Source organism: Methanosarcina sp. DH1 (assembly GCF_020804205.1).
GTDB classification, from domain to species: domain Archaea; phylum Halobacteriota; class Methanosarcinia; order Methanosarcinales; family Methanosarcinaceae; genus Methanosarcina; species Methanosarcina vacuolata.
Genome location: NZ_WJBJ01000005.1, coordinates 39,017 through 51,227, shown reverse-complemented (window position 1 = coordinate 51,227; position 12,211 = coordinate 39,017). Strand labels below are relative to the sequence as shown.

The 12,211-nt window shown below is 39.5% G+C and carries 12 protein-coding genes and 1 pseudogene; 8 read left to right on the top strand and 5 right to left on the bottom strand.

Annotated elements, in window-relative coordinates:
• Positions 1 to 376: 376 nt before the first annotated feature.
• The 4 genes and pseudogenes from FXW07_RS02070 to FXW07_RS02055 form a co-directional block, all read right to left on the bottom strand.
• Positions 377 to 973, bottom strand: a complete 597-nt coding sequence (locus tag FXW07_RS02070) for a cytidylate kinase-like family protein (protein ID WP_346655618.1) — start codon at positions 971 to 973, stop codon at positions 377 to 379.
• A 508-nt stretch (positions 974 to 1,481) separates the two neighbouring features.
• A complete protein-coding gene (locus tag FXW07_RS02065) occupies positions 1,482 to 2,138 on the bottom strand; it encodes a hypothetical protein (protein ID WP_229393538.1) in 657 nt (218 codons plus the stop codon).
• Positions 2,139 to 2,878: 740 nt separating this feature from the next.
• Positions 2,879 to 3,007 (bottom strand): annotated as a pseudogene (gene nadA, locus FXW07_RS02060) (quinolinate synthase NadA); the annotation flags it as partial.
• Between the two features lie 77 nt (positions 3,008 to 3,084).
• Positions 3,085 to 3,252 (bottom strand): hypothetical protein, encoded by a 168-nt coding sequence (locus FXW07_RS02055; RefSeq protein WP_229393537.1) that lies wholly within the window; start codon positions 3,250 to 3,252, stop codon positions 3,085 to 3,087.
• A gap of 278 nt (positions 3,253 to 3,530) precedes the next feature.
• On the opposite strand from FXW07_RS02055, the gene FXW07_RS02050 reads away from it, so the two are divergent.
• From FXW07_RS02050 to FXW07_RS02030, 5 genes are all read left to right on the top strand, one after another.
• Positions 3,531 to 3,911 (top strand): transcriptional regulator, encoded by a 381-nt coding sequence (locus FXW07_RS02050; protein WP_229393536.1) that lies wholly within the window; start codon positions 3,531 to 3,533, stop codon positions 3,909 to 3,911.
• Between the two features lie 512 nt (positions 3,912 to 4,423).
• Entirely contained in the window at positions 4,424 to 5,350 is a 927-nt protein-coding gene (gene cysK, locus FXW07_RS02045) for a cysteine synthase A (RefSeq protein ID WP_229393535.1), read from the top strand.
• Between the two features lie 145 nt (positions 5,351 to 5,495).
• Positions 5,496 to 6,440, top strand: a complete 945-nt coding sequence (gene cysE, locus FXW07_RS02040; RefSeq protein ID WP_229393534.1) for a serine O-acetyltransferase — start codon at positions 5,496 to 5,498, stop codon at positions 6,438 to 6,440.
• 276 nt (positions 6,441 to 6,716) lie between these two features.
• On the top strand, positions 6,717 to 7,118 hold the full coding sequence (locus tag FXW07_RS02035) for an SET domain-containing protein (RefSeq protein ID WP_229393533.1): 402 nt from the start codon (positions 6,717 to 6,719) through the stop codon (positions 7,116 to 7,118).
• Between the two features lie 331 nt (positions 7,119 to 7,449).
• Positions 7,450 to 8,256, top strand: a complete 807-nt coding sequence (locus FXW07_RS02030) for a hypothetical protein (RefSeq protein WP_229393532.1) — start codon at positions 7,450 to 7,452, stop codon at positions 8,254 to 8,256.
• A 129-nt stretch (positions 8,257 to 8,385) separates the two neighbouring features.
• Here the strand turns inward: FXW07_RS02030 and FXW07_RS02025 are convergent, their stop codons facing one another.
• Entirely contained in the window at positions 8,386 to 8,844 is a 459-nt protein-coding gene (locus FXW07_RS02025; protein ID WP_229393531.1) for a pyridoxamine 5'-phosphate oxidase family protein, read from the bottom strand.
• Between the two features lie 250 nt (positions 8,845 to 9,094).
• On the opposite strand from FXW07_RS02025, the gene FXW07_RS02020 reads away from it, so the two are divergent.
• From FXW07_RS02020 to FXW07_RS02010, 3 genes are all read left to right on the top strand, one after another.
• A complete protein-coding gene (locus FXW07_RS02020) occupies positions 9,095 to 9,583 on the top strand; it encodes a MarR family transcriptional regulator (protein WP_229393530.1) in 489 nt (162 codons plus the stop codon).
• Positions 9,584 to 9,610: 27 nt separating this feature from the next.
• Positions 9,611 to 11,017: an MATE family efflux transporter gene (locus tag FXW07_RS02015; RefSeq protein ID WP_229393529.1), complete on the top strand. Its 1,407-nt coding sequence runs from the start codon at positions 9,611 to 9,613 to the stop codon at positions 11,015 to 11,017.
• 361 nt (positions 11,018 to 11,378) lie between these two features.
• The coding region (locus tag FXW07_RS02010) for an ABC transporter ATP-binding protein (RefSeq protein WP_229393528.1) at positions 11,379 to 12,211 on the top strand (833 nt) is incomplete at its 3' end.

The following is a 12,211-nucleotide window of genomic DNA, read 5'->3' as shown; positions in this document are numbered from 1 at the left end:
CTATAATAAGCTTAAAATAGGTCCCTTAAAAGAAGAGTATACAAAACCGAGCTGTTAAGAGCCTATTCGAAAAGTAAGTAACGAATGTTGAAAAGTCATAGTGGCCTATAATCTCAGGGTACAAGTTCCAAGTTTGCATATTGCGAGTGGAAAGTTGCAGTAGGTCACAACACTTTTCGGATAGGCATAAGTGCCCATATTAAAGAGTAACATAATCTTTTTAGAAGTTAGAGTTTTATACTTTAGGAAAAAGTTTCTTTCTCTATTACACTTCGGAAGGAAAAGCCCCGGAAGAAGCTTTTGCCCATACTTTTGAGACACAAAAAACAGGATTTGTATCTTCCAGGATTGGTATAATTAGGACTGATATAGTCTGTTACACTAATTCAAGGTATTGCAAAATAAGCTGTATACCATTATCTACTCCTATTTTACTTGTATCTATTGAAAGATTATACTGCCTTGCATCAGTCCATTCCTTTCCTGTAAGCATATGGTGATAACGAGATCTTTCGCGATCGCTTTTAGTAATCATTTTACTGGCCTCTTCTTGCGAGACATTGTATAACTTTTCAATACGCTTTTTACGGAAATCAATGCCCGCATGTAAAAATATGCTGGTATGGTTAGGGTAGGTATGTAATATATGAGAGCCACATCTTCCTATAATTACCGCTGAACGTTCATTAACGACGTTTTTCATGATTTCTGCTTCAGTTTTAAAAAGCTCCCGATCTGTTGGAGTAAAAATAGGCGGCGGTATATACACAGAAGAACTAATATATCCGCCTGATTGTAAAAACGATTCCCAAAAAGACAGTTTTCTTTCATCAAGGGATTCCAATTCATCTTCTAATACTGAAAGTTTTTTAGCAGCCAGTCTAATGATTTCGCGATCCAAATAATAAATATCCAATTTTTTAGCGAGTTCCTGCCCGATGTACGCTCCCCCACTCCCTAGCTGGCGGCTAATTGTAATTACAATTTGTGAATTCTTTTTAATTTTTTATACCTCCTTGAGGACTCAGTTCCAAAACTTTCTTTTGATGAAAATTGGTACTTCCATATTAATTAGTTGATATTTTAAAGGACCTATAATTTAACAATTCTGTTAAATGTCCATTTACCCTTAGTAATTAATGAATTCACTTTTACAAAAATTATCAAATAAAGTACCTGTTCGATCATTGAACACTCTACCACATTCAGGACAGATATATTTACTAACTCTCTTGTTCTTGATTTGATACGTACCGCTGCCAATGATGTTTCCTTTTCCAGTGATATACTAAAATTTACAATTTTGATCAGGACATGACACATATTTGAATTTTTTAGTCCTTGTTTTCCCATTGAATAATTATAGTAATTTCAATAGACAATACAAACTAAATAAAATTGCAGCAGCTATTTTTTACAAAGCCAGAAAATCAATCTCGAAGCCAATTTCAAAATATTTTCACCAAAAAAGGAAAGGGGCTTTAATTACCCCCAAAAAAATTAAAAGTTATATTCGACAAATTTGCATTCTTAAAATCAAACCAGTACTGTTCTATAGTGCCGATAATACCTTGATTATTCACAGTATTGGCAGATCCATTTACAATGTTTTGTGCTCCTGAGTCATTCTTTTCGACAGGCTGCGTACTTTCCGAATCTGGCGGTACAGGGTCGGTTGTCTGTTCAGATGTGTTCCCAAAGTAACTTTTCACAATGTTATAACTGGTAACCCCTGTAATTCCACAGTCAAACTTCCTGGTAGATCCCCAGTCTCTATACGACATGGTTTTATTCTTGTTATTAAAGGCTATTACTTCCTTCCTTTGGGGTCCGAACCAGCCATAATATGCCTCATATCCTTTTTTATTATTGGCTGCTGGATAGAAGACATTGATATAAATAGGAGCATGTTTTGTGAAATTAAGTTCTCTGATATCACAGTTCCAACTATATTCTTCTGAAACATATTGACCGATTTCGCAGGCTAGTTGGTAGGAATTATTTTGGTTGCTGAGGTTGTAATCGAACATTGTCTGGGTGACTTGCTCTTTTGTGGGAGTTACATAATTTCCCGTAGCCGAAGCCAATGGAATTGTGAGCATAGCAACAAAAAGAATACTTAGCAGTTTCAGTTTCATAATCAGTTCTCCCTAATTTCATAAAAGTTACGCAGTTGGCTCCTAGCATATCATTTTTCTCAATTTTTAACTATATTTTTTAATTTACAATGTATAAACGATTCTTTAAATATGCTGTCACTGCCACTCTTCTAATTTTCATAGTATTTTCAAACCAGAAGATTCCACTTTTGATTCTTTGTAATTCCAGTATGAGGAAAGCTCTTAATGAGAACATTATATGTGCGCTTTGTGACTCTTCCTTTCATGCCTGGCATTTTTCCACACCACAAAACTGCTTTATCCCCCTATGATATTCCTCAATTTCCCATGACTTCTTTTGCCAGGTTTTCACGTTTTGATTCATCCATCTCCTGCACAGCTGTAACCCAGTGTTTCTTGTCTCCGTTTTTTGGAACCATCCGAAACACTTTTACGAATCCATATGCTTTGAGGTGAACCACACGTCCTTTTGGTGGAATATCTACTGTTTCAAGTGGTACATTTCCTTCGTTGTCAGGGCTCTTATCAAAGGGTTACTTTTTAACCTTGTAAGGAAATGCCATTTTTCTTTTTTATATATTCAGTGCAGCTAAAAACGTTAGAAGCCGCAATGAGAATATTAATGTAGTCAATGCCATTAACACTTAGATGGGTTTATGTCCATAACTCCGTACGTTTTTAGAGAATCACAAAAATAGAATAAGATTTTTAATAATATGAGGTTTTCGGTATTTCAATGGCATAAGTTCTATAAAGGGTACAAAGGTTTCCAGATTTTTGTCCGGAATAAATATCATCTCTCGGTTTCCAATTGAAGTTACCACATTTGTCGAGTTTGCCGATGTGCAGCAGATACCTGACTCGGCTTTTACGGCCGCCGAACTGTTTTCCTTTTGGCTTTAAGCTTTTTTATTTCTTCAATGATTAACTGCTTTTCCAATCTCGTTTTGACAGATAGTCTCACTTAAATCTTATTTTGCTCAATCTCATTTTGCTCAATCTCGTTTTGACAGATAGAATAAGGGTTTCCTAAATTCTCGGTCAGGTAGTGAATCATCTCTTCGACAACTTCTCTTCTTACTGGTGTTGTAGTAGAGTTGTCCGTGTAAATGGTCTTGTTTTCAATGGTCACACCCGCACCTTCCCAACTGTAAATATTTATAACAAGAGTGACGGTCTAAGTTTTATTGTAAAATCTTACAGAAAAACTTAGAGATACATGCAGGAGAAATCCCGGAATTTTTTTGGAAATTTTGTAAATTGTTATAAGTCAAGCCATTTTTTTTGTAAGTTTTACTTCTTCAAGGACAGGCAGAGGGTCTTATTATTATTTTTGTTACTGAAAATAATATATATGTACATAGAATATATTCTCTCTTAAGTGTAAAATCTCAATAAGTGATGGTAATTATGGAAACTCCGTGTCAGAAGATTGTGTGGGATCTGGTCCCTGCAATAAGGGCCAGTCTTGCAATCGAACTTGTAAAAAAAGGACAGTCACAGGCAGCGTCGGCAAAGTTGCTGGGGATTGCCCCGTCGGCAGTTTCCCAGTACATTTCGGGAAAAAGAGGCTACAGGATTGAGTTTCAGGGTGAGACGAAAGAATTGATCGAAAAACTCGCTCAGGACCTTATCGATAACAAAGTCAGCGATTTTGTGGCAAGAATCTGTGAGATCTGTGTAAGTGCCAGAGGAATTGAAAATAAGTGCAATAGTGGATGTGTCAAGGAAGAGCAAGCCATTTATAAAACAGAAGACAAATCGGGAGATAATGAAAAATCTGAAGCATAAAGCAGGATTTTATCAATATATTTACTGCTTTCAGAGCTCTATTATTGTTTTTAGTCCTTCTACTGTTTTTTCAGTTTCTTAATTTATTCAGTTTCTTAATTTATTCAGTTTCTTAATTTCTTTCCAGTTCTTGACTATTTTTTACATTCGGCTGCCGGATTCTTTTTTGTTCTTAAATACGGTTTTTAAGTATGGGGACTTCTCGATAACTATATTAAACATAAAATTAATTTCACAATTGTGAATTTACTATGAATTGTCTGTATGTTGACGTATCTTGCTGTATATTGCAGCAGGGCTGACCACTCAAAATACCATCCAGGCTGATTGAAAAATAATCCGATAAACTGTAATGAGGCCTGAAAAGGTTTGAGTGTACAAACATACTTGATTGGCAGCTTACAATATAACCGAGTTAATATGATCTAATTAATATATTCTTATTAATATAATCTACTCAAATTAAAATACATGAAACCTGAAAAAAGTAAGTTGCAGGAGACGGGAAAAGTATGGGGCAAATATATTCCGACATAACCTGGACAATTGGTAATACTCCTCTTGTCAGGTTAAACCGCATAACAGAAGGTCTACATGCGGATGTTTTAGTTAAAGTCGAATCCTTTAATCCTATGGGAAGTGTGAAGGACAGAATAGGGCTGGCGATGATTGAAAAAGCCGAACTTGAAGGGAAAATCAAAAAAGGTACCACTGTTATTGAAGCAACCAGCGGCAACACCGGTATCGGACTCGCCTGCGTCTGCGCTGCCCGTGGCTATAAGCTCATACTGGTTATGCCTGAAACAATGACAGTAGAAAGAAGAAAACTGCTGAAAGCCCTGGGAGCAGAGCTGGTTCTAACCCCCGGAACGGAAGGAATGACAGGAGCAGTTAATAAAGCCGAAAAGATGGCTGCTGACGATCCTTCACTTTACTTCATAGCCCAGCAATTCCAGAACCCTGCAAATCCAGAAATTCACAGACGGACAACAGCTGAAGAAATCTGGAAAGATACTGATGGTAAAGCGGATGTTGTTGTAGCAGGCGTGGGAACAGGCGGAACTATCACAGGCATTGCCAGCGTAATAAAAAAACGGAAACCTGCTTTTAAGGCGATTGCAGTCGAACCTGCCGAATCTCCTGTGCTCAGCGGGGGAAGCCCTGGCCCGCATAAAATCCAGGGAATTGGTGCAGGTTTTATTCCTGATGTACTCCGGCTTGATCTTGTTGATGAAGTGATCAAGGTAACCGGAGATAACGCCGCTGCCACGTCCCGGCGTCTGGCAAAGGAAGAGGGCATCCTTGCAGGCATATCTTCAGGCGCTGCTACATATGCTGCACTGCATGTCGCAGCCAGGGAAGAAATGAACGGGAAGACGATTGTTGTTATCTTGCCGGATACGGGAGAACGTTATCTGAGCACTGACCTCTTTGACTGATTGTCAGCAACTTTTGACCAATATATCAGCAACAGTTTGACTGATTTATCAGCAACAGTTTGACTGATTTATCAGCAACAGTTTGACTGATTCGTCTGAGGCTGGCCGACCGATTGATTTGACAATTAATACCGGAAGATTTCGAATGGGAATCAGGGAAGATATCAGGACTGTTTTTAAGAAAGACCCTGCAGCAAGGTCTACGCTTGAGGTAATCTGCTGCTATCCGGGCCTGCACGCTGTCTGGATACATCGGGTATCTCATTTTTTCTGGGAGAGACATTTTTATTTTCTGGCCCGTCTGCTCTCTCACATTTCCAGGATGTTAACAGGTATTGAAATCCATCCCGGGGCAAAGCTTGGAAGGCGAGTTTTCATAGATCACGGGTCCGGGGTTGTGATTGGAGAAACGGCTGAGGTAGGTGATGACGTTTTGATATATATGGGAGTTGTGTTAGGCGGGACAGCTCTGGAAAAGGTAAAGCGTCATCCTACTATTGAAAATGACGTGGTTATTGGTTCAGGAGCATCTGTACTTGGCCCAATTACTGTTGGAAGGGGCGCTAAAATAGGCGCCGGCTCGGTTGTGATCCGGCCAGTTCCAGCCGGAGCTACTGTTGTGGGAGTCCCTGCAAGGATTGCAGAAACACATCCTTCGGTTTCTGCAGGTCAACTTGACCATGATAAGCTGCCTGATCCAGGACTTATTGTAATAAGCCAGATACTTGACCGGCTGAGCAGGCTAGAAGACAAGTTCCAGGCACATGAAGAGTTAGTTTCCGGACATGGAAAAACTCCACAAGGAGCAGCGCTTAAGGATGAGCAAATTTATTCCCTGCTAAAAGACGTGGTCGACCCTGGGGTGGGGATGGATATTGTCAAAATGGGACTGGTAAAGGAAATAATAGTCGACGGACCAAATGTAGACGTAAACCTTGTATTGACAACAAGCGCCTGCCCTATGATCGAGTACTTTAAGGAACAGATCCGGCGAAAGGTCCTGAGTGCGGAAGGGGTAGAAAAGGTTAATGTCAATATCCTTGATGAGCCCTGGAGCTGGGACCGAACCAGAAAAAAGGTCGTTCATTAAAAGCAAAGGTCCGCTAAGAACTGTTTTAATTCATATTTCGATTTTTTTGTTTTCAAGGTCAGGACTTGGAGGAAAGCTCACCAGGTAATCCAGAGGATAGACCTGGACTCATGCCTGGATTGAGACAAAATGATTTATGCTCTCTATTCTCGAAAACCAAAAAGGACTCTGTTCCTATATTTTTAAGAATTTTGAAGGGAAACCTATAAATTACATCTTTCTAGACATAATAATACAGTTTGCCAGTAATTTTTAAATTTTATGGGATACGGTCATATGTTATCGATAAGTGTTAAAGACTCACCTGGAAAAGGTAGAGGTGTGTTTGCACAGCGGAATTTTAAAAAAGGAGAGGTAATAGAAACCTGTCCTGTCATAGTTTTACCTGCTGAAGAGATAGACTCACTTGAGCTTACCCAGCTCTATAATTATTATTTCGCCTGGGGTCCTGACTCAAGAGATGCAGCTATCGCGCTGGGCTATGGTTCCCTTTATAATCACTCATACAACCCGAATGCAAGGTATTACAAAGACTTCGATAACAGCCTTTTAAAATATGTTTGTATAAGTGATATTCAGGAAGATGAAGAAATAACAATAAACTATAACTGCGACCCTGAAGACAAAACCCCTGTCTGGTTTGATCTTGCAGGCCAGGAAGATCTTGAAATTTTATGAAAAGGATTATTGGATGTAGCCATTGACTGTTCCTGAAAGAGAAGGTATTTCACTTTTTCAAACTTCTTTCAGCTTTTTTTATTTTGTATGTGACAGGCGCGAAGTTTATATTTTCTTCAGCCACTTTATTATAAAAAGCTAACCTATAGGCTAACCTGTAAGCTGACCTATAAGCTAACTTATAAGCTGACCTGTAAGCTAGACCTTTAAGCTGACCTTTAAGCTGACCTTTAAGCTGACCTTTAAGCTGACCTGTAAGCTAACTGTGAAATTCAATCTCGGGTCAATTCAAAGCCAAAACTTCTCCTGAAGTTATAAAAAGGAGTCCAAAATGGAAAATACATTTCTTACTGTTTTTCGGGTAAGCCTGTTTGACACCTTCTATGTCACAGGCTCTTTGATTCTTGTCGGGATGATACTCGGCCTTCTTGAGAACCGGGCTAACTTTTACGTCCAGAGAGCTTTTGGCAGGAAAGGAATTCTGGTTACAGCCTGGATAGGCACTCCGATTCACGAACTTGGCCACCTGCTGATGTGCTATGTATTCAGGCATAAAATAACTAAACTCAAGCTGTTTTCCCACAAGGAAAAGGACGGAACCCTTGGATACGTCAACCACAGCTGGAACCCGAAAAGCCTCTACCAGAATATAGGAAACTTTTTCATAGGCATGGGCCCGATCTTCAGCGGGACCGTAGCTCTTATCATCGGCATGAAACTGCTGCTGCCGGATTCTTTTACAAGGGTTGCCGATTATCTGACTCTTGAGCCCGCCCAGCCGGACCAGTATATTTTGACAAAAATCTTTGCCCTTACCGCAGGTCTCTTTCAAAGCATATTCTCGTTAGAAAACCTGTTTTCTCTCAACTTCTGGATTTATTTTGCCCTGGCAATCGCAATCTCTTCACATATGGCCCTGAGCAAAGAAGACCTTAAAGGAGCAGGCAGGGGTTTTGTAACCATACTCTTTTTCATTTTGCTGATAAATCTGGTTGCTCTCGTTTTCAATGCTGACTTTTCCGGCCTTTTTGCAGAGATACTGGCTCTAAATGTATATCTTGTGGCCTTTTCAATGATTTCAATTGTTTTTTCTTTAATCAGGCTGGTTTTAAGTGCTTTTGCGTATCATCTGGTTTAAAAATATCATAAATGTATTAACTTGCTCATATAAATATTAAAAAATTTCAAATCAGAAAAAAAAGAAGCAGAAAATGAGAAGCAGAAATTGAAGAACCGATTGATTTTTACAGAAATCTTGCTGTTTCAGTTAAAATCCATGCTGTTTCCCTGTCATTCCCTCAATCTCAATCTTAATTATGCACAGCCTGTTAACTTTCCATTCTTCAAACTCAAAAGGCCCTTTTTTCCCGTAATGTTCAGACAGGACAGTAAGCCCCTCTACTTTTTCATCATAATCTTCAACAAACCGTGCCTGTCCGTTCCCTACAACACTCCTGTAACGGACATTATATTTGCAGATGTCTTCACTGGTGATGATTTCAGCTTCAGCATCGGCTTCGAAAGCGACTCTGGGGTTTCTGTTAAGGATATCGATCTTCTTGCCTTTGCTGGAACAGTGAAGATAAATTTTGTTATCTTTGTATCCAAAAGCCATTGGGATAATGTAAGGTTTGTCTGAGTCCGAGAGGGCGAGACGAAGGAACTTTGCCTTTGAGAGAATCTTTTCTATCTGCTGATGATCCTGTATCAGGTCTTTACTTCCCATTTTTTCACCTTAAAGAAATTCATTTGCTATAGAAAACCTGTAAATAAATATTTATTCTTGGGATAAAAGTTACTTCCCCTCTGAGTATATATACTAACACCAGTTATTTTGCATCTAATTTTAGTTTCACTCGGAACTATTATATACCTCACAAGCCTATAGAGGTCGGATCAGTTTCATTTGTAACGATTTTCACAATGGTGTATTTAAAAAACAGACATCCAGCTCATAAAATGTGAAGGATAAAATTATGGAAAATCCAGGAGACAGAAACTTAAGAGAAACAGACCCAAGAGAAATATTAGGCCCTATTGCCTACATATACCGGAGCCATCTGGCTTACATGGTAAAGGAACTCGAAGCTTACAGGGTCGGAAGCGGACAGTTTGAGTTTTTACTGTTTTTGTATCACAAAGATGGAGTATCCCAGGAAACTCTTGCAAAGGAACTGAAAGTTAGCAAAGCAACAAGTGCCAGAGCAGTCCAGAATCTGGAAAAAGAAGGTTACGTTTACAGGGAAAGAGACGAAAGTGACCTTCGAGCTTACAGGGTTTACCTGACTGAAAAAGGAAAAGAAATGAGAGATATCATTTTTAAAAAGTTGATGACTTTTACAGAGATTCTCTTTTCGGATTTTACCTTTGAAGAAAAAGAAATCTTCAGGCTGCTCATTCATAAAGCTGCTATTAAACTTTTTGAGCCTGGATTCGAGCCTCCATCTGACAGGTCAGATGATTGAGGTGAAAAACGGTGGAGATAAAAAAATATGGATGAAAAAAGTGAGTTTCTCGGCAAAGATAACATAAAGAAGCTCCTGTTTAAGCTCTCAGCCCCGATTGTCATTGGAATGCTGGTCCAGGCTATTTATAACGTAGTGGACACCTTTTTCGTGGGAATGGCCTATGGAGCAGATGACGTCCAGGCCATAGGCGGACTTTCGATAGCCTTTCCTATCCAGATGATGGTGATGGCTTTTGGAATTGTGCTTGGGACAGGAGGTTCTTCCATAATTTCACGTGCCCTTGGAGCCCGAGAAAATGAAAAAGCCGAAAGAGTACTTGGAAATGTTTTTTCCCTGAGTTTAATATTAAGTGTGCTTATAGCTATCCCAGGTATTTATTATCTTGATCCGATCTTGAAGGTTTTTGGAGCAACTGCTGGTGTCATGCCATATGCCAGAGAATATCTTAAATATATAATACTGGGAGGAACTGTCTTTGTCTTTGGAGTGGCTGTTCAGAATATTGTCCGGTCTGAAGGAAACGCCCGCCTTGCAATGAATGCTATGCTTGTAGGAGGCGGCCTCAATATCTTCCTTGACCCGCTTTTTATGCTTGGTTTTGGAATGGGTGTAAAAGGAGCTGCAATTGCAACTGTAATATCACAGGCGGTAGCTTCGATCTGGCTTCTGCTGTACTACCTCAAAGGAAAAGGGGCTGTTCATTTCAGATCAGAAACCTTGAAACCCGATTTGGAAATTGATAAGGAAATTGGGGCTATTGGTATTGGTTCTTTTGTAATGCAGTGCTCGAACAGTGTCATGATGATCTTTGTGTTCAATGCACTTGCAACTTATGGAGGAGATAGCGCAATTGCCGTTTTTGGTGTAATAATAAAGGTTAACTCCTTCATTTTCATGTCTCTTCTGGGTATGGGCTTTGGCCTGCAACCGGTTGTCGGGTTTAATTACGGAGCAAAAAAATATGAAAGGATAGCCGAAGCTGTGAAATTATCGCTCGCAGCGACAACGGCTATTGGAATTTTTGGCCTGCTGATCATTTTACTCTTAAAAGAACAAATTCTCGGCTTATTCAGTGCAGACCCGCAATATCTGGAGATCGGAAAAAAAGCTATGACTATCATGCTTCTGGGGATGCCTCTGGTAGGCATGAATGTGATCACATCAATCCTGTTCCAGGCCCTGGGAAAAGCAAAACCTGCGTTCCTTCTTTCCATTAGTCGGCAGCTTCTCTTTCTGATTCCTCTTGTTACCCTCCTTCCCCGGTTCTATCAACTGAATGGAGTCTGGGCAGCTTTCCCGGCAGCGGACTTTCTGGCATTTCTGCTTTCCGGGTTCCTGCTTCTCAGGGTCTATAAAATATTCAAGAAAAATAAAGAGTTTTCAAAAACAGCATCAGGATCAGAAATTACAGATAAAATGTCTAATCTATAACAGTTCACTAGGACTTACGCACTTGAGAAACAGAATCAATTACAGCAAAGACTGTGGATTAAGGTCCCGTTTTAAACAGTTAGCGGTTTGCTGCGGTTGATTTTTCAGTTCAACTGCGTAAGCCCTAATCTATAACAGTTCACAAAAGAGTTTTTGTTTAGATCAAAAAAGTCTTCATGCCTGGTCACAAAAGTCTTCATGTCCGGTCACAAAAAGAGTCTTCAGTTATGGTTATAAGAAAGGGTCTTCAGATCATCATAAAATAATTTATGGGATAACGTATATTATAAAAAAAGAAAATCCAATTCAGGTTCTTTGAAAAAATTCAGTTCAGAGGCAACTAACTTTTTAGGGGATATGTATGACGCTTACTGAAATAATAGATTCTTTCAAATCAAAACTGAATGTCTCAAAACTTGTTGATTCGCTAGAAAGAAAGGCAAGTTTCTATGAAGAATCCGAGAATGGTGCCGATGAGAATGGCTCAGTTGGGGATTTAAAATACAATCCATACGTTAATTCCGGAAACAGTGATGTTAATAATTCCAATGCGGGAAAGATCTCTCAAAACAAAGATGAGCCTCTTATCAAACTAATCAATGTGTGGAAAATTTATCAGATGGGGGAGGTTGAGTTTGCAGCCCTTAAAGGAATAAATCTTGAAATTTACGAAGGTGAATTTCTGATCATTCTTGGTCCCAGTGGAAGTGGAAAAAGTACGATGATGAATCTGCTGGGCTGTCTGGACATGCCATCAAAAGGCACAGTTTGCCTGAATTCTAAAGATATCTCAGAACTTGATGAATCCGAACTCGCCATTATCCGAGGAAAAATGATTGGCTTCATATTCCAGAGTTTCAATCTTCTTCCAACCCTCAATACTGAAGAAAACGTGCTTTTACCTATGGAATTTCAGGAAGAGGATAGAAATATAGCCCGAGAAAAAGCCTCATATCTGCTTGACATTGTCGGACTCTCAAATAAGAAAGGAAACCTTCCTTCCCAGCTTTCAGGCGGACAGAGGCAGAGAGTTGCAATAGCCCGTTCCCTGGCTGTAAACCCGCCTATAATCCTGGCAGATGAGCCTACAGGAAACCTGGACAGCAAGACTGGTGATTATATTCTGGATTTTCTGGATGGGCTTCACCAAAGAGAAGGTAAGACGATTATTATTGTTACTCATGACGTCGAACT